Genomic DNA, 19,005 nt, shown 5'->3' on the forward strand with positions numbered 1-19,005 from the left:
AGCATTGGCATGCCATTTCATCTCTATTGTAGCGAATTGATTTCATTGTCATGGTTAAAGCCCTCTTGTTTGAACGTGAATTTAATATAACTGGCTGCTTGAAATATGTGAAATAAGAAAAAAAGGAAGCGAAATCTATTTTCTTCCTTAGGAAGTTTTCATATATTTTTGAACAAAAAATAAAAAAGCCCAGTCTTAACTGGGCTTTTTTGCATTTAAAAGATTAAGCTGTTTTCTTAATCATATTATTTTTACGAATTGTGATCATTACAAGTTGAACAGCTGCTGGTGTAACACCAGGAATACGACTTGCTTGAGCTAATGTTTCCGGAAGAACCGTTTTTAATTTCTGAGTAATTTCACGAGATAAACCAGACACTACATCATAATTAAAATCGGTAGGAATTTTAGTTTCTTCAAGACGCTTTAACTGAGCCACATCTTCATGCTGACGGTTAATATAACCTTCATATTTCACAGCAATTTCGATTTGCTCACCAACTTGCTCAGAAACTTCAGAACCAGTAAGTTCTGCAATTTGACCAAAGTTAATATTAGGGCGTTTAAGCAAATCAATCGCACTACACTCTTTACTTAAGTCAGCACCAGTCATCTCAACGAATTTTTTACCCATAGGGTTATTTGGTGCCGCCCACAAATGTTGTAAACGGGAAGTTTCTCGCTCAACCGCTTCCATTTTTTCACAATAAGCAGCCCAACGCACATCATCAACCAAACCAAGTTCACGACCAACAGTCGTTAAACGCTGATCTGCATTGTCTTCACGCAACATCAAACGGTATTCAGCACGTGAGGTAAACATACGGTATGGTTCTTTAGTACCTAAAGTAATGAGGTCATCAACCAATACACCCATATAAGCTTGGTCACGCTTAGGTGTCCACTCTTCTTGCTCCCACGCACGGCGTGCGGCATTTAAACCAGCAAGTAAACCTTGAGCACCTGCTTCTTCGTAACCTGTTGTACCGTTAATTTGGCCAGCAAAATACAACCCGTTAATAGCTTTAGTTTCAAGAGTGAATTTCAAAGCTTGCGGATTGAAATAATCGTATTCAATCGCATAGCCTGGACGCAAAATATGCGCATTTTCCATACCACGAATAGAACGAACCAGTTCGAACTGAACATCAAATGGAAGCGAAGTCGAAATACCATTTGGATAAAGTTCGTGTGTATCTAAACCTTCTGGTTCCAAGAATACCTGATGAGAATCTTTATCTGCGAAACGGTGAATTTTATCTTCGATTGATGGGCAGTAACGTGGCCCCACACCTTCAATAACACCGGTATACATTGGTGAACGATCTAAACCACCACGAATAATGTCATGGGTTTTTTCATTGGTATGCGTGATATAACAATTTACTTGTTCAGGATGCATAGAAGCATCACCCATGAATGACATAACCGGAGATGGGAAATCACCCGGCTGTGGAATCATGACTGAAAAATCAACCGAACGTGCATCAATACGTGGTGGTGTACCCGTTTTTAAACGCCCCACAGGTAATTTTAATTCACGTAGACGCTGAGCAAGTGCAATTGAAGGAGGATCACCTGCACGACCACCGCTTGATTTTTCTAAACCAACGTGGATTACCCCACCCAAGAATGTACCCGTAGTCAACACAACAGTTTTAGCGTCAAAGCGAATACCCATTTGGGTAACAACGCCTTTAACCGTATCACCTTCAACAATCAGGTCATCAGCCGCTTGCTGGAAAATATCAAGATTTGCTTGATTTTCCAAAGTATCGCGGATGGCAGCTTTATAGCGAACGCGGTCAGCTTGAGCACGTGTTGCACGTACTGCCGCACCTTTACGTGAATTTAAAATACGGAACTGGATACCACCTTTATCGGCAGCTAAAGCCATTGCACCGCCAAGTGCATCAATTTCACGTACTAAATGTGATTTACCAATACCACCGATTGCTGGGTTACAACTCATTTGACCCAAAGTCTCAATGTTATGGGTCAAAAGCAAAGTCTGTCGTCCCATACGCGCAGCAGCAAGGGCCGCTTCCGTACCTGCGTGACCGCCACCGATAACGATAACATCATAAACTTTAGGGTAGTGCATGAGTACAAAACACCAGAAAAAAAAAGACGGAACATTATAGCAAAATTATCTGTCTATTGATGTACATAATTACAAAATCATCTTCACATAATTTACGGTACGCCACATGATTTGACATTTTGTTTCATGAACTCAATACAAAGTGAATGTTATTAAAACAAATTCATCTTAGAATAAAAAATGTACAGCACTTCTATGACTTTAAAATTAACGCAACAAGAAGGAATACAAAATGAAAACGACTATGTTAAAAATCTTAACCGCATCTCTACTTTGTTTTTCAGGCGTAACGTTGACCCACGCTGCGACTAATCATACTGCTAAATCGACTCATATGGCTAAATCAAGCAAAACAGCTCATCATGCTGCTGAGTCAAGCAGATCAGAGATGCAAAAACAGCTGAGAGCTTGTACTAAAAAAAGTCAAGGTGAATGGGTAGCTTACAACCATAATGGCGTAATCTTTAATGGTACTTGCCAACCAAATGAAAATGGTAAGTTACAATTTAAGGCCCCTGCTCCTTAATCTGTTTCGACATGAGGTATAGAAGAAGCAATTTATTTTCCGCTATACCTCCTCAGTATTTTTAAAGTCGGTCCATTAAAGATGGGCCGCTTTCTTTTTTAAAACTGTCTAGTCAGCTACAATGCGCCTTTAAATAAATTTTTAGGTCCTTTTCGTGAAGTGGTTACAAATACACATTACCGTTGATCAAGCACAAGTTGAGTTCACAGAAACACTTTTAATGTCTCTAGGTGCGGTAAGCGTAACTCTGGATGATGCTGAAGATCAGGCTTTACTTGAACCATTACCAGGTGAAACACCTTTATGGAATAAAGTGATTGTGACAGGCATTTATCAACAAGACGAACAAGACCCTATTGATGTCGACACTTTAGAAGCTTTCTTAAAAGCTCAACTTCCAGAAGCTCCTATCCGTCATGAAGAACTTGAAGATCAAGTGTGGGAACGCGCTTGGATGGACTATTACGAGCCAATTCAAATTGGGGAAAAGTTCTGGATCGTACCTGAATGGCTAGAGCCACCAGAAGCTGATGCAACGAATATTAAGCTAGACCCAGGTCTTGCGTTTGGTACAGGTAACCACGCAAGTACATTCTTATGTTTACAATGGTTAGGTAAAACTGACGTTAAAGATAAGATCGTCATTGATTATGGCTGTGGTTCAGGCATTTTAGGTGTAGCAGCTTTATTATTAGGCGCTAAAAAAGTATATGCTACTGATATTGACCCTCAGGCTGTTTTAGCAACAAAACAAAATGCTGAACTTAATGGCGTATTAGATCGACTATATGTAGGTCTTCCTGAAGAGTTTGATCAAGAGTTCAAACCTCAACAGGCAGATGTTTTAGTTGCAAACATTTTAGCGGGTCCATTAATGGCACTTGCGCCGGAGTTTGCAAATTTACTTAAATCTGACGGCGAGTTCGCACTTGCAGGTGTAATTGAAGAGCAAGTTGCTGATGTTTCACGTGTTTATTCTGAATTTTTTGATATATTAGATGTGGAAAAACGCGAAGAAAATTGGTGTCGCATTTCAGGAAAACGTAAAACAATAAATTGAGATTTTTTAACTCATGAATGAAAAACAAACCCGCTGCCCTAAATGCTTAACAGTCTATAAAGTGTCTCTTACTCAATTGACTGTTGCTCAGGGTATGGTTTGTTGCCCTAAATGTGATTCGAGCTTTAATGCACTCACCCATCTGATTAATATTGAACAGCCTGTTATGGTTAACTCATCTACATTAGTCAACGGTTCAATGCAAACTAGATATATGACTCACTCTCACGTGTTAGATATCTTTGATCAAAAAGTTGAGAATTCGAATATTGATCTTTTAACCTATCTCAACAACTTAAATTATTTTCACAACGAACCTATTAACGCTCTACCAAATCTTAATTTAGCTGAACAAGCATCTTCACAAGAACAAGACAATAATAAAAAGCATAGTTGGCTGTACTACACGCTTTGGAGCTCTGCCAACCTTATTTTAATTTTAGTTTTCACTTTTCAAATTCTCTGGTTTAACCCTAAGCTCATGCATGCAAGCCCAACCGTCAGCCATGCATTTAATTATGTATGTGAAATACTGCACTGCAATAAGTCAGCTGAACAATATCAACTTATTTATATAGAAAAGTTAAAACTCCGCAAAGTTGACACAAGTCATACGCAATTTTCAGGCATATTGCTTAATCAGAATGATAAAAGTATTGAACTTCCTAACTTAAAGTTGAGTTTCGCAACAGAGTCAAACAAAAAAGAAGAAATTATATTGACTCCTCAACAGTATCTTGTTGAAAACTTACGAGGTATTCAGCGCATTCCCTCGAATACCCCGTTCCGATTCCAATTTGAGCTAAACAGAAGCAAAAAAAGCCTACTAAATTATCGATTAGAAATTGTCCACCCCTAAAATGTAAAAAAAGTGAAAAAAAAATAAAAAAAAATGCAGTTAATTTGCTCACTTTTTCCTAGACAATGGTATGATACGCGCCACGAAAGCTTTGACTCGTATACTCCTCGCTCTCAATCCAAAAAAAATACTGTTAAGCATGTGTGCTTTTCTACATTAAGCACATAGCCTAACTTTTTTTGTTTTTGAGGGAGCTGTAACAAATATTTAACTATTGTTACGCTTATTTTTTATTCAATACGAAGAAATATGGCAAGCTAATTGTTCTTATGTTTTAGAGTCACTGTTTTAGGATCTAAAACAGGGCTCCGTATTTTTAGACCACATTTATATACTACTTTATCCAAGCTAGTATTTGATTTTCGGATTAACTCGCATGAATAGCAAATCTCCTATTTTTACTGCACAATCTGATGTTGCTCTTCGCATCCACGTGGATCGCGCAGTTCGTCATTATTTTGCACAATTGCAAGGTGAGCAGCCATCTCAGGTATATGACATGGTGCTAGCAGAAATGGAGAAACCTCTTTTATCTGTAGTTCTTGAATATACACGTGGTAATCAGACCCGTGCTGCAGAGATTCTTGGACTCAACCGTGGCACTTTACGCAAAAAGTTAAAAGCTCACGGTTTGATGAGTGAATAAATGATAAAATGCTCACGACGTCGTGGGCATTTTTTTATGCTTATTGGTTTTAATCCGTAGACTTGAAATTGTTGAATTAAACATCATGACTATTAAACGTGCTTTGATTTCTGTATCTGATAAGACAGGAATTGTCGAATTTGCTCAAAACCTTGCAGCTTTAGGGGTAGAACTATTATCTACAGGCGGCACATACAAGTTGCTTAAAGATAATAATATCGCTGTGGTTGAAGTATCTGAACATACTGGCTTCCCTGAAATGATGGATGGTCGTGTTAAGACATTACATCCAAAAATTCATGGCGGTATTCTCGCTCGTCGCGGTTTAGACGAAGCAGTAATGGAAGAACACAACATCGATCCGATTGATCTTGTTGTTGTGAACCTTTACCCATTCGCTGCAACAGTTGCAAAACCTAACTGTTCACTTGCTGATGCTATCGAAAATATCGACATCGGTGGTCCAACAATGGTTCGTGCTGCTGCTAAAAACCATGCTTCTGTCGGTATTGTTGTAAATGCTTCAGATTACGATACAGTTATTACTGAATTAAAAGCTGCTGGTTCACTTTCTTATGAAACACGCTTCGATTTAGCGGTTAAAGCATTTGAACATACAGCTCAATATGACGGCATGATCGCTTCTTACCTAGGTGCTCGTGTTGGCAAGACCGAAGGTGAAGCTGATTTATTCCCTCGTACGTTCAATACTCAATTGAACAAAGCACAAGATTTACGTTACGGTGAAAACCCACATCAATCTGCTGCATTTTACGTTGAAGCAAATGCAAAAGAAGCGTCAGTTTCTACAGCAAAACAGTTACAAGGCAAAGAATTGTCTTATAACAACATTGCAGATACAGATGCGGCACTTGAATGTGTGAAATCATTTGCAAAACCTGCTTGTGTGATTGTGAAACACGCTAATCCTTGTGGTGTTGCTGTTTCTTTAGACGGCATTAAAGCTGCTTATGATTTAGCTTATGCGACTGACCCAGAATCTGCTTTCGGCGGTATTATTGCATTTAACCGTGAGTTAGATGTTGCAACTGCTCAAGCAATTGTAGAGCGTCAATTCGTTGAAGTAATCATTGCTCCAAGTATTGCTGATGGCGTGCTTGAAGTTACTGGCGCGAAGAAAAACGTACGTGTTTTAGTTTGTGGCGAATTACCTGCGATTGACGCACGTGCACCACAACTTGACTACAAACGCGTTAATGGCGGTTTATTAGTTCAAGATCAAGACTTAGGTATGATTACTAAAGATGATCTTAAAGTAGTAACCAAATGCGCACCAACTGAACAAGAAATTGATGACCTCATCTTTGCTTGGAAAGTTGCGAAATATGTAAAATCAAATGCAATTGTTTATGCGAAAAACCGCCAAACTATTGGTGTAGGTGCTGGTCAAATGAGCCGTGTTAACTCAGCTCGTATTGCTGCCATTAAAGCTGAACATGCTGGTTTGGTTGTTGAAGGCGCTGTAATGGCATCTGATGCATTCTTCCCGTTCCGTGACGGTATTGATAATGCGGCTAAAGCTGGCATTAAATGCATTATTCAACCAGGTGGCTCTATGCGTGATGAGGAAGTTATTGCAGCAGCTGATGAAGCTGGTATTGCAATGGTCTTCACTGGTATGCGCCATTTCCGCCACTAATTTAAATTTAGTCCTCCCTAACCCTCCTTTTATTCAGGAGGGTTTTCCACAATAATGGAGCTAACTCTCCAACTTGAGGGATAGAGGGAGATGAAAAGGATTAAAGTTAAGGAACAAATTAAAAATGAATATTTTAGTTTTAGGTAGTGGTGGTCGTGAACATGCTTTAGCATGGAAAATTGCGCAAGATACCAATGTTACTCAAGTTTTTGTTGCACCAGGTAATGCTGGAACTGCAACAGAAGACAAATGTCTTAATGTTCAGCTTGATATTTTAGACAATCCAGCAATTATTGCTTTTGCTAAAGAAAATAATGTTGATCTTATTATTGTTGGTCCAGAAGCACCATTAGTTAATGGTGTGGTAGATGCTGCACGTGAAGCAGGTTTAAAAATTTGGGGACCTACTCAATATGCAGCACAGCTTGAAGGCTCAAAAGCATTTGCCAAACACTTTTTAAAGCGTCATAACATTCCAACTGCTTTCTATGATGTTTTCACTGAAGTAGATGCAGCCAAAGCTTATGTTGAAAAAAATGGTGCGCCAATTGTAATTAAAGCTGACGGCCTTGCTGCCGGTAAAGGTGTAATCGTTGCAATGACCAACGAAGAAGCTTTTGCAGCAATTGATGACATGCTTGCAGGCAACAAATTTGGTGATGCTGGTTCACGCGTTGTGATTGAACAGTTCCTTGCAGGTGAAGAAGCTTCTTTCATTTGTATGATTGATGGTAAAAATATTTTACCAATGGCAACTTCACAAGATCACAAGCGTATTTTTGAAGGTGATCAAGGTCCTAACACTGGCGGTATGGGTGCATACTCTCCTGCTCCAGTTGTAACTTCTGACATTTTCGAACGTGTTATGTCTGAAATCATGCGCCCAACCGTAGAAGGTATGGCTGCTGACGGACATGTTTATACTGGTTTCTTATATGCTGGTCTAATGATTGATGAGCAAGGCCAACCACGTGTGATCGAGTTTAACTGTCGTTTTGGCGACCCAGAAACTCAACCGATCATGATGCGTTTAAAGTCATCTCTTGTTGAATTGGTAGAAGCTGGTATTGCTGGTAACTTACCAAAAGAAGCTGAATGGGATGAACGCAAGTCAATCGGTATTGTACTCGCAGCAGAAGGCTATCCTGATAGTGTACGCAAAGGCGATGTAATTTCAGGTATCGGACAATCACCTGAAGATACTAAAATTTTCCATGCAGGCACTGCAACTAGTGAAGATGGTCACATTGTGACTTCTGGTGGTCGAGTTCTTTGTGTAACAGCATTAGGCGACAGCGTTCTGGAAGCACAAATTAACGCGCTAGAAGTATGCGGACAAGTTAACTTTACGGGTATGCAATATCGTAGCGACATTGGCTACCGCGCAATCGCACGTGAAAAAGCTTAAAAACCTACAAGTTTAAAATGCTAATAAAAAAGTCTCTATATAGAGGCTTTTTTATTACGTATCATGATATAAGAAAATCGTATAAATCTTTAAAATTTTGCTAAAGATATCAACAAATAAAAAGAAGCCCCCTATATCAAGCATACTTTTATTGCTATCATTAGTACATAGTTGTAACTGTCATCAGACACTGCTGTTTTAATAATTTCCATAAAGACTTGCTCTACACATTATGACTGTAGAGAGTTTTTTAATGTTCTAAATTTATGAATGCTCGTTTGGCTACTGTTGGGGATGAACTGTTTGGGGAAACAGTTTTTGTTTATTGAACAATTACCCTCTGTTATAGCCAAAATATGCAAGCAAATTATGGAACCCCAGAAAAAGATCACAGAGTTTAGACTAGTTGTAATTTCAACTCCTCTCTTTTCATATTGACATAGATCAATCTTTATTGTTCTATATCTTAATCAGGACTTTTTTAAATGAAAAAGCTGATCAGCCTTTTTTTAAGCATGTCAGTAGTATTATTGGCAGCATGTAGCAAACAAGAAAATGCTCAACAAGCCGAACAAAACAATGATAGCTCACAAGTACAAACTGTAGTGATTGCCTCTACAGGTTCAGATGCTGATATTTGGCGTTATATCGCAACTTTACCTGAAACCCAAGCTGCTGGCTTAAAGTTAGAAGTGAAAAACTTCACAGACTCCGTTTCAATGAATACAGCAATTGCAAATAAAGAAGTAGATTTGAACGCATTCCAAGCTTATTCTTATCTTACTGCATTTAATAATTCAAACCCGGATAAGATTGCAGCGGTTTCTACCACTTATATTGAGCCAATGGGGATTTATTCAAGTAAATACAAAAAAATTGAAGAACTTCCTGAAGGTGCAATTATTTCAATCCCGGATGATGCTGCCAGCGAATCTCGTGCGCTACTCTTGTTACAAACTGCTGGCTTAATCAAGCTTAAAGCTGACTTTAATCCTGTTCAGGGCAGTCCAATTGATGTTATCGAAAATCCCAAAAAGATCAACATCAAACCAATCAAAATGGAAACTGCATTACGTCTTAAAAATGAATTTGATGCAGTTGTATTAAATAATACCATAGCACTCGAGGGAGGTTTAAACGTACTCAAAGATTCTATGTTCTATGAACCTATTGATCAAATCTCAAAACTTAGTGTCAACGTTCTAGCAACTACTGAATCACGTAAAAATGATCCTGTCTTGCAAAAAGTTGGTAAGCTTTACCACAATGCAGCTGTTAAAAAATACGTTGAAGAACACTTTGGTGGAACAAAAGTTGACGTAGACAAACCAATGAGCTATCTCTCAGAAGCTAAATAGTAATATAATAGCCCAAACGTGAAACAGGCAAATTCTATTTGCCTGTTTTTTCTTTCAAGCATAGTTTCTGACGATATGATTCAATTTAAAAACATTTCAAAGCACTATCAGCTCAAAAGCCAAACCATACGCGCACTCGATCAAATCAATTTAGAGATTCCAGAAGGCAGTATTTTCGGCATTATTGGCTATAGTGGTGCAGGTAAAAGTACTTTAATTCGCCTGATTAATTTACTCGAACGACCAAATGAAGGTCAGATTATTATTAATCAAAAAGATTTCACCGCTTTGGATGCACGCTCATTACGTCAGGAGCGTGCAAATATTGGTATGATTTTTCAGCACTTCAATTTGCTACAAACCAAGACGGTTGCTGAAAATATTGAAATGCCAATGCGTCTACTGAATTACAATAAGGTAGAACGTGAAAAGCGTTTAAATGAGTTATTAGAATTCATTGATCTTAAGCATAAAAAAGATGCTTACCCAGATGAGCTTTCTGGCGGTCAAAAGCAACGTGTTGGTATTGCCCGTGCTTTAGCAAATCATCCAAAAATTCTTTTATGTGATGAAGCAACCTCTGCCCTAGATCCGCAAACAACCAAGTCAGTTTTAGAACTACTAAAGAAAATTAATCAAGAGCAAAAAATCACGATTGTTATGGTGACCCATGAAATGGATGTCATTGAAACTATTTGTGATCATGTGGCTGTAATGGAAGCAGGTAAAGTCATTGAACAAGGTTCAACGATTGATATCTTTAGCAAACCTCAACATCCAACCACTAAAAACTTCATTCAAACTGTTTTACATCAACAGTTGCCTGTGAATATTTTAAATCAGCTCGAAAACCAACATCATCATAGTATTTACTGTTTACAGTTTTTAGGGCGTTCTGCTCAAGAACCTGTAATTCAGTCACTGATTAAAAAATTCGATATTAGCTTAAATATTTTATTTGCCAACATGACTGAAATTAATGGCACAGTCATTGGTCAAATGTTTGTGCAGCTTTTAGGTGACCCTCAGCTCATCAAACAAGCTATTGAGTTTTTAGAACAAAATGAAGTAGGTGTAGTTCAATCAGGAGATCAAGTATGAGAGATTTAATCGTACAGTGGTTAACTGAACTTACTCAACCTTTCTGGCACAGTTCCCTTTCTATTGATCAATTCGTTACAGCTTTGCAAGAAACCTTTCATATGGTTTTCTTCGCACTTTTGTTTGGCGGTATTTGGGGATTTATTCAGGGAATTATTTTATTAGTTACCCGTCCAGAAGGCATTTTACCTAATAAAGTGATTTATCATTTACTTAATCCAATTGTAAATGCTTTACGCTCCCTTCCTTTTATTATTTTACTTATTGCAGTGATTCCTCTTACTAAGCTATTAGTAGGTACTTCAATTGGTACATGGGCAGCTATTGTTCCATTGACTATTTATGTTGGTCCTTATATGGGACGTCTGATTGAAACTTCATTACTTGAAGTCAATGAAGGAATTATTGAGTCTGCTCAAGCAATGGGTGCTACACCTTGGCAAATTATCTATCGCTTTATTTTGCCTGAAGCACGTAGTTCACTCATTTTAAACCTTACCACAGCGACAATTAGCCTTATTGGTGCAACCGCCATGGCTGGTGCAGTTGGCGCAGGTGGTATTGGTGATTTAGCAATTTCGTATGGTTATCAACGTTTTGATACTAGCGTTGTGATTTTAACAGTTATTATCCTATTGCTATTAGTACAGATTGTACAGACACTAGGGAACTGGCTCGCCAAGCTCCGTTAAGTCATCCATACAAAAAAGCTCTCTTCTAGGGGGCTTTTTTTGTTTTATATCACCCTGTTCTTAAAGACAGTTGAGTGCATGGCTCAATACCATTTTCTGGTATGATCAGAATTAGTCATTATTCATTTACTCTTTGGATTTAGTTTCAGGATAAAACAATGCGTTATAGAATTCATTTTATTGATGTGCAGAATGCCCTCCAAAACTATATCTGGATTTTAGAAGATACTGAAACCCAAGAAGCTGTTGCAGTCGACCCAACAGAAGCGGAACTGGTAACTCAATTTTGTCAGAACAATCAGTTAAATTTAAAACAAATCTGGCTTACTCATTGGCACAAAGACCATATAGGTGGTGTTGCTGATTTAACTGCTGCCCAAAATATTACTGTGTATGGCCCACGCGATGAGCTCACAAAAATTCCGGGAATTACCCACCCCTTACAACATGACGATCATCTAAAATTTAATGATTTAAAAGTAGAGATTATTGCAACCCCAGGTCATACCTTAGGGCACATTGTCTATTTTATTGAAGAATTAGAGGCTGTATTTTGCGGTGATACCTTATTTGCAATGGGATGTGGTCGATTATTTGAAGGCACAGCTGAACAAATGTATCACTCACTGAGCCGTTTAGCAGCACTACCCACACATACAAAAGTATATTGCACGCACGAATACACGCTTTCAAATACCGAATTTGCCTTAACGGTAGAACCGCATAACCATGCCTTATCAGAACGAGCTGAAGAAGTCCGTGAGCTACGTAAACAAGGATTAATCACCCTACCAAGCACGATTGAACTTGAATTAACAACCAACCCCTTTCTTCGCGCAGAAAGTGTTGAAGACTTCGCCCACCTGCGTGCTCTTAAAGATAATTTCTAAAATTAAGCTTTCAAAGAAGATATGGTTTCATTTAAGAACTGTATCTTTTTTGCTTATTACCTGTTGCCTGTAATTATTTTTTACATTTACTCTGTTTTTTATTTGCTCATTATTCTAAAAACAACGTTGAATTTATATTTTTTAAAAACACTCAAGAAAATAGCTCTTTAAATAAAAAGTTATTATTTTTTAGTAACATAACACACTTATGATTTTATAAAAATAAAATCTTTTCTTACTTTTTTACAAGTTGAAAAATAAAAAAAACTTTTACCCCTTTAAAAAATCTAATTAAAACCCTATTAATAAATAAGATGTAATGCCACGGATAGAAGGAGTTCTCACGTGAAAAAGGTTGTTAAAGCTAAAAATTTGATTGCGTTTCGTATTTGGTTAGAAAAGTTAGGGTATTCAGTTAAAAATCTTGCTGACGGGAAAGGTTTTACTTTTAGTTTTAAAAAAGAATATGGTTTGGTGACTTGTGAGTTAGCAGGTAATTCATTAGCTATGCAATTAGGTGAAGAGTTTGAGGATCACTTAAAAGCATAATTTTTCACGACTCGATTTTAATTACAGTACTGTCTTTGTTAAAAGACAAGTAATGTTGCAGAACTTTAGAATGGCTTAATTAAAATATATTTTTTAGTTATTAAATAAAAAATCTGTAGCAGGGCTACTCTCCCAAATTGCCCTTAGCTACAGATTTTTTTATTTTGTAAGATTAATCTGCTTTATGGTTCTTTAATGCTTTATCAAGAAGATCTTTATCTAAAGCCTTATCCCAACGTGCCACAACAATTGTTGCACATGCATTACCCACTAGATTTGTTAAAGCACGGCACTCAGACATAAAGCGGTCAATACCAAGAATTAAAGCCATACCTGCGACAGGAACAGCTGGTACAACCGATAAAGTTGCAGCCAGAGTAATAAAGCCTGCACCAGTCACCCCTGCTGCCCCTTTAGAACTGACCATTGCCACTAAAAGCAATGCGATTTGCTCACTAATTGATAAATCTACATTACAAGCTTGCGCAATAAACAGAGCCGCCATAGTCATATAGATATTTGTACCATCAAGGTTAAATGAATAACCTGTTGGAATGACTAAACCTACAACTGATTTTTCACAACCTGCTTTTTGCATTTTGTCCATTAAAGATGGCAAAGCTGCTTCAGAAGAACTTGTTCCCAAAACCAACCAAAGCTCATCTTTGATATAACGAATTAAATGAATAATTGAAAAACCGTTATAACGAGCTACTGCACCTAAAATTACTAGAATAAATAACACAGCAGTAATGTAGAACGTCATGATTAACAGTAATAAATTACCAATTGATTCGATTCCATACGCACCGATCGTAAAAGCCATTGCACCAAAAGCACCGATTGGGGCGAGCTTCATTAACATACCAACCAAGTAGAAAACTGGAGCTGTTAAGTTATTTAAGAAATCGGTAATTGGACGTGCTCGGTCACCCAAAGCAGCCAAAGAAATACCAAATAGCACCGCTACAAATAACACCTGTAAAATCTCGCCACCAGCCAAAGGACTGACCAATGTTTGCGGGATAATATTCATGAAGAAGTCGGTAATATTTGTTGCATGCGCCTTTTCAACATAAGTATTTACTTTGTCGTTGACTAAGGTAGCTGGATCAATGTTAAGGCCTTTACCCGGTTGGATAATATTTGCCACAATCATACCAACCACAAGCGCCAAGCTTGAGAAAGTAAGGAAATAAAGCATAGCTTTACCAGTTACACGGCCGACTCGGCTCATGTTTGTCATACTGGCAATGCCTGTAACAACAGTTAAAAAGATGACGGGAGCGATAATCATTTTAACGATCTTGATGAATGCATCACCAAGTGGTTTTAAACTTTCGCCAAGTTCTGGGTAAAAATGACCAATTAAAATGCCCAAAATAATTGCAAAAATGACCTGTACATACAAAATTTGGTGAAATTTCTGTTTTTTCTGTACTGCTTCTTGGTCAAGGGTATTGAAATCCATTATCTAAATACCTTTTCGATGGGGATAAAAAAATAAAATATAAAGCAAGCACCACAAGCTGCTTTAACAAGGAAAAGCCATTGTAAAGAATAAAAAACACCCTGTGTCATAAATTTAAAAAATGTTAAATTCAAAAATCATGCATTAAATTGTATAGAATACTTTTTATTTTTAAGCTTTAAATATCATAAAAATAGTTAATTTTTTAAATAAGTTGTTATTTATATTAAAATTTTACACCATAAAAAGTGATAAAACCCGCCATGGGTACTTGTTTATCCACCCAAAGCCAACCATTTATTAAATAAATGATTTTATGTAAAACATATGAATTATAAATTATGAAAATTTATTTTAAAAATAATAAGAAAAACTGATATATGATTTTTTAATAAGAAACCGTGTCTATTTCTTGTTAAATATTTAGACTAATAGGCCGTTATAAATTAACTAAAATTGGGGTGAGCCTTAAATAACCGCTCTAATAAAATATGGACATAGTCTAAGCATAAGGTGCGGTCAGTGAATAAGATTCTAAACAACATTGGAGCAATGACTGCTTCGATAATTTCTTGATTCGATATGGTTGGTTCATGACGTAGTTTTGATCGAGCTTGAATAATATCGAGTTGCTGAATAATTAAGGTTTCGCATTGTCGGGCATTTGAAGATTCAGCTGCATATAACACATCACGTAGTAAGACCTGTCCCACTTCAGAAGAATACTCTTCAAAATACTGTTCGACCCATGCGGTAACATCAAGTTGAAATGAACCTAAATCTTTTGGCTCCATATCGGGTTTGAGTTCATTTAGAGCAACGTCTGAAAATAACTGATTAATGTCTCCCCAGCGGCGATAAATTGTTGAAGGTGTTACTCCTGCCTCATGAGCGATCATGGGTATGGTGATTTGGCTTTGCTCCAATGTTTTTTGAAGCTCTTTGACTGCTTGGTGTACCGCAGTTTGAATTCTTTCACTACGGCCGCCCGGTCGTAACCCAGTAACAACTTTTGCCATTAATCAGCTCTACTTCAATAAAAAACAATTAAAATATTATTTGCATATACAAAATACGCTAAAGCTAAAGATTTGCTTTAGTCTAAAAATAATGTATAAAAGCTAAATATTCGCTTTTATGTTATTCATCTTATATGAACAATTCAAGTTCGAAACGGTCTAGATCTGTTTTTTTGTTAGATTCAAGAGTTGCGTTGACCTTAAACACGATCACGCTCATGACATTTATGGCCGCGTCCAGCTCACCGACTCCTCTATATCGCTTGTATCAGCAAGCATGGCAATTTTCGCCTGTTACATTAACCTTAATTTTTGCGACCTACGCGTTTACCTTACTTGCCTCTTTACTCATTATTGGTTCCTTATCTGATTATATTGGACGTCGACCTGTCATTCTTTCAGCGATTTTTCTACAAATCGTTTCAATGAGCTTTTTCCTTTTTGCCTCAGATGTTTCTATGCTATTTATTGCTCGTGGGCTGCAAGGCATCGCGACCGGACTTGCTGTTTCTGCCATAGGCGCCGCAATTTTAGATTTCAGCAAGCATCAAGGATCTCTGATTAATAGTATTGCTCCAATGGTCGGCATGGCAGCTGGCATCTTTATTACATGTACTATTTTGCAATTCTCAGCTCAACCTTTGCAGCTCGTTTTTGAGCTTTTATGTGTTCTCTTTGCATTTCAACTCATTTTAAGTTTTTTTAATCCTGAAACTGCACAAAAAAGATCGGGTGCACTTGCTTCTTTAAAACCCAACATGGCTATTCCTCCTCAAGCGAGAAGTGCTTTATTAAGCATTAGCCCTATTAACATTGCACTTTGGATGGTCAGTGGTTTTTTCTTATCACTTATGCCCTCTTTACTCGCAAAGATTTTTCAAACCTCTTCTGCATGGCTAAACGGAATTATGTTTATGGCGCTTGCACTTTCAGGTGCAGCCGGCATATTAACCCTAAGAAAATCTACAAATTTTCGTATTTTGCTCACGGGTACCTTATCTATCATTATTGGGGCAACCGTTTTATTTTTAGCGATTAATTTTACAAGTGCAGTGGTTTTATTTTTAGGCTCTATTATTACTGGAGTAGGTTTTGGTACCGCTTTTATGGGAGCAATTCGCACAGTCATGCCGCTTGCGTTACCAGAAGAACGTGCTGGTCTTATGGCCGCATTTTTTGTTGAAAGCTATTTGGCTTTTAGTATTCCGGCAATTCTTGCAGGTTATTTTGTGGGTAAAATTGGACTTATGAACAGTGCTAATATTTATATGAGTTTAATTATTGGCCTTGCTCTGATTGCCCTTGTGATGATTTTTAAAAATATTAAAAGCAAATAATGATTTAAAAAAAGCCTCTAATGAGGCTTTTTTTAACTTTACTGATCACGCCAAGGTTTTAAAAACCGCTTTACATACTTTTTAAAAGGCCAAGTAAATTGTTTCACAAAACTATTTGGGATTTTATAGCCAACCGTTCCATATACACTTGCCAAATGTTTAGGCATATAGACGGTTTTAAAAATAACATCATAGAGTGGGATAAAAGCAGCGTAATTTTTATCAATAGCTGGTTTTTCTGAAGAATGATGCCAATGGTGGAATTCTGGTGTTGCAATAATCCAGCGTAAATATGGAAAGCGAAAACGTACATTGGAATGAATAAAAATAGCGTGAAATGAAATAAAAACTAAATAAGCAAAAACAGCTGAAGTATGAAAACCCAACAGGAAAATCGGTAAAGTCGCAATAAAGCGAGTCATTAATACTTCTATGACATGCAAACGAGAAGATGCTAACCAATCCATATATTCTGTCGAATGATGAATCGCATGAAAGCGCCATAAGAAATTAACTTCATGCATAGCACGGTGCAACCAATACACCGTAAAATCCACCACAATCAGTAACTCAATAAATTGAAGCCAAATTGGTTGAGCTTGTACATAAGGCACAATTGGGTTATCAGGCAGGTGCGTAATCCAATATTGAATTGGCATAACCGTTAAAAAGCTGAATAGTTGAATCCCAACATGGCTGACCATGAAATACTTCATATCGGTCACCCAACCGACTCTTAATATTTTTTGTTCAGGATTTTTAGCAAAAAAGCCTTCAAGAGGAATAAAGACAAACGCTAAAATGAACAAGGTCAGTACAAAATAATCGATACCTGCATAAAACGGTACACTTGGTAAAACGGGTGCTTCAATTACGCCGCAACCCAAAACTGCTGCAACAAGTGAGAAACATAGCCCGTAGAACCCATATCGGTTTTGACGAACAATCGCGCTAAATGCACCAAAACCAACACTAATCACAATGCCAGTGATCAAACCATAATAGAAAAGATTATAGTGCTTTGCGTAAAGAGGACGAAGTTCTGGGGTGGTTAATACACTGGGAAATAAAAAACATAAAGCACCAAATAAGCAAAGCAAGCTGAGTGACATTGAAATAAAGGCGCTGATTTTCCCTAAACCTGCGTTAAGTTCTAAATTTTCAAATTTTGCTCTTAATTGATCGGTCATAATTCGTATCAACAGTTCTTATTGTGTATGCCGCGAATGCTATCAAAATTTAATAATAAATTGGAAAGAACTTTAACTTCTCAGATCAGATCCATTAATCTGAAAATTGAATTTTAAATATAATTTTCAACACAGATATTAGATATTAATAGCTTTATAAAACTTCAAATATTTGACCGACAGATTGAATCAGCCATTTTCTGGCAATAATGTCATCACTACGATTAAACCAGTTCAAGCTCACTTTAAAAGAATCCATAGCGAAAGGTAATTCAAACATTTGAACATTACCATGAGCGAGATAATGCCGAGCTGCTCGTGACGGTAATGTCACCAACATATCTGAACTCTGTAAAACGCCTTGCAAAACACTAAAATGCGGGACTTCTAAACGAATACGTCGCTTCAAATCCATTGTTTTTAAATATTGCTCAACTTGGATATGCCCTGTCGATGATTTAATGGCAACATGATCTTCTTGCAAATACTGTTCTAAAGTCAGTTGCTGTTGTAGCCTCGGATGGTCAGCTCTAGCAATACATACATATCTTTCTTCAAATAGTGTACGTGTTTCTATTTTCGGCATTATTGTCTGCGTACTATTAAAGACAGCCAGATCTAAAAAACCGTCAATGAGCCACTGCTCAACCTTATCTGATCGAATCTCTTCAATTTCAATTTGAATATGTGGGGCTGCTTTTTGTAAAAAAGCCATAAGGCTAGGCAAAAGACAAATTTCACCAGCATCTGACAGTCCAATTCTGAACGTTTTATTCGAGTTTTCAGGATGAAATTCCTGTGCTTGAGCAATCGCCGATTCAATATTAAAAATCGCTTGATGGAAAATTGGATAAAGTTCATGAGCGACTTTTGTTGGCTCCACTCCTCCTCGACTTCGGGTAAATAACTCATCATTCAACTGACGGCGTAATCGGTTCAAATTATAAGTCACCGAAGGCTGGCTTAAATTTAATTTATCGGCAGCTTTACTAATATGACGAGACTCATAAATACAGACAAAAACTTTAATCAAACCTAAATCCATGGTTCTGATCCTTTAAATACTCTAAACAAAGACCTTAACTTCTTTGTTTAGAGTTTAGTTTGTTTTATCGGGATAAAAAATGCTTAACAC

Annotated in this window: 17 protein-coding genes; 12 read left to right on the plus strand and 5 right to left on the minus strand. The window is 37.3% G+C overall.

The genetic code is table 11. The features are described from left to right. Positions 1–223 precede the first annotated feature (223 nt). Positions 224–2,104, minus strand: a complete 1,881-nt coding sequence (gene mnmG, locus ACPF64_RS16155; RefSeq protein WP_017392063.1) for a tRNA uridine-5-carboxymethylaminomethyl(34) synthesis enzyme MnmG — start codon at positions 2,102–2,104, stop codon at positions 224–226. Positions 2,105–2,336: 232 nt separating this feature from the next. On the opposite strand from mnmG, the gene ACPF64_RS16160 reads away from it, so the two are divergent. The 11 genes from ACPF64_RS16160 (at position 2,337) to ACPF64_RS16210 (ending at position 12,853) form a co-directional block, all read left to right on the plus strand. Then, positions 2,337–2,630: a hypothetical protein gene (locus ACPF64_RS16160; protein WP_004643338.1), complete on the plus strand. Its 294-nt coding sequence runs from the start codon at positions 2,337–2,339 to the stop codon at positions 2,628–2,630. Between the two features lie 154 nt (positions 2,631–2,784). Beyond that, entirely contained in the window at positions 2,785–3,690 is a 906-nt protein-coding gene (prmA, locus tag ACPF64_RS16165; protein ID WP_045430485.1) for a 50S ribosomal protein L11 methyltransferase, read from the plus strand. A gap of 13 nt (positions 3,691–3,703) precedes the next feature. Further along, entirely contained in the window at positions 3,704–4,549 is an 846-nt protein-coding gene (locus tag ACPF64_RS16170; RefSeq protein WP_003652503.1) for a zinc-ribbon and DUF3426 domain-containing protein, read from the plus strand. 376 nt (positions 4,550–4,925) lie between these two features. Beyond that, complete coding sequence (fis, locus tag ACPF64_RS16175) at positions 4,926–5,195, plus strand: DNA-binding transcriptional regulator Fis (protein WP_001086304.1); 270 nt, start codon at positions 4,926–4,928, stop codon at positions 5,193–5,195. Between the two features lie 85 nt (positions 5,196–5,280). Beyond that, positions 5,281–6,855, plus strand: coding sequence for a bifunctional phosphoribosylaminoimidazolecarboxamide formyltransferase/IMP cyclohydrolase (purH, locus tag ACPF64_RS16180; protein WP_035361157.1), 1,575 nt, complete (start codon positions 5,281–5,283; stop codon positions 6,853–6,855). Between the two features lie 124 nt (positions 6,856–6,979). Continuing rightward, positions 6,980–8,263 carry a phosphoribosylamine--glycine ligase gene (gene purD / locus ACPF64_RS16185; RefSeq protein ID WP_045430478.1) on the plus strand — a complete coding sequence of 428 codons (1,284 nt, stop codon included), beginning with the start codon at positions 6,980–6,982 and terminating at the stop codon, positions 8,261–8,263. A gap of 485 nt (positions 8,264–8,748) precedes the next feature. After that, positions 8,749–9,621, plus strand: a complete 873-nt coding sequence (locus tag ACPF64_RS16190) for a MetQ/NlpA family ABC transporter substrate-binding protein (RefSeq protein ID WP_424607675.1) — start codon at positions 8,749–8,751, stop codon at positions 9,619–9,621. 75 nt (positions 9,622–9,696) lie between these two features. Continuing rightward, positions 9,697–10,722 carry a methionine ABC transporter ATP-binding protein gene (locus ACPF64_RS16195; RefSeq protein WP_045430473.1) on the plus strand — a complete coding sequence of 342 codons (1,026 nt, stop codon included), beginning with the start codon at positions 9,697–9,699 and terminating at the stop codon, positions 10,720–10,722. Next, on the plus strand, positions 10,719–11,414 hold the full coding sequence (locus ACPF64_RS16200; protein ID WP_017392060.1) for a methionine ABC transporter permease: 696 nt from the start codon (positions 10,719–10,721) through the stop codon (positions 11,412–11,414). The genes ACPF64_RS16195 and ACPF64_RS16200 overlap by 4 nt, the downstream gene beginning before the upstream one ends. A 158-nt stretch (positions 11,415–11,572) precedes the next feature. After that, positions 11,573–12,304 (plus strand): hydroxyacylglutathione hydrolase, encoded by a 732-nt coding sequence (gene gloB / locus ACPF64_RS16205; protein WP_426454519.1) that lies wholly within the window; start codon positions 11,573–11,575, stop codon positions 12,302–12,304. Positions 12,305–12,649: 345 nt separating this feature from the next. Then, positions 12,650–12,853 (plus strand): hypothetical protein, encoded by a 204-nt coding sequence (locus ACPF64_RS16210; protein ID WP_003652518.1) that lies wholly within the window; start codon positions 12,650–12,652, stop codon positions 12,851–12,853. A 172-nt stretch (positions 12,854–13,025) separates the two neighbouring features. Here the strand turns inward: ACPF64_RS16210 and ACPF64_RS16215 are convergent, their stop codons facing one another. Together ACPF64_RS16215 and ACPF64_RS16220 are read right to left on the minus strand one after the other, a co-directional pair. Next, positions 13,026–14,324 (minus strand): dicarboxylate/amino acid:cation symporter, encoded by a 1,299-nt coding sequence (locus tag ACPF64_RS16215; protein ID WP_151743196.1) that lies wholly within the window; start codon positions 14,322–14,324, stop codon positions 13,026–13,028. Between the two features lie 446 nt (positions 14,325–14,770). Next, positions 14,771–15,343 (minus strand): TetR/AcrR family transcriptional regulator, encoded by a 573-nt coding sequence (locus ACPF64_RS16220; protein ID WP_045125675.1) that lies wholly within the window; start codon positions 15,341–15,343, stop codon positions 14,771–14,773. 134 nt (positions 15,344–15,477) lie between these two features. On the opposite strand from ACPF64_RS16220, the gene ACPF64_RS16225 reads away from it, so the two are divergent. After that, positions 15,478–16,680 carry an MFS transporter gene (locus ACPF64_RS16225; protein ID WP_426454522.1) on the plus strand — a complete coding sequence of 401 codons (1,203 nt, stop codon included), beginning with the start codon at positions 15,478–15,480 and terminating at the stop codon, positions 16,678–16,680. Between the two features lie 38 nt (positions 16,681–16,718). On the opposite strand, the gene ACPF64_RS16230 is transcribed toward ACPF64_RS16225, so the two are convergent. After that, a complete protein-coding gene (locus tag ACPF64_RS16230; protein WP_426454524.1) occupies positions 16,719–17,870 on the minus strand; it encodes a sterol desaturase family protein in 1,152 nt (383 codons plus the stop codon). A gap of 154 nt (positions 17,871–18,024) precedes the next feature. Next, on the minus strand, positions 18,025–18,915 hold the full coding sequence (locus tag ACPF64_RS16235) for a LysR family transcriptional regulator (protein ID WP_003652524.1): 891 nt from the start codon (positions 18,913–18,915) through the stop codon (positions 18,025–18,027). Positions 18,916–19,005: the final 90 nt, after the last annotated feature.

The sequence above is a fragment of the Acinetobacter sp. KB005 genome (assembly GCF_049949095.1).
In the GTDB taxonomy this organism is placed as follows: domain Bacteria; phylum Pseudomonadota; class Gammaproteobacteria; order Pseudomonadales; family Moraxellaceae; genus Acinetobacter; species Acinetobacter calcoaceticus.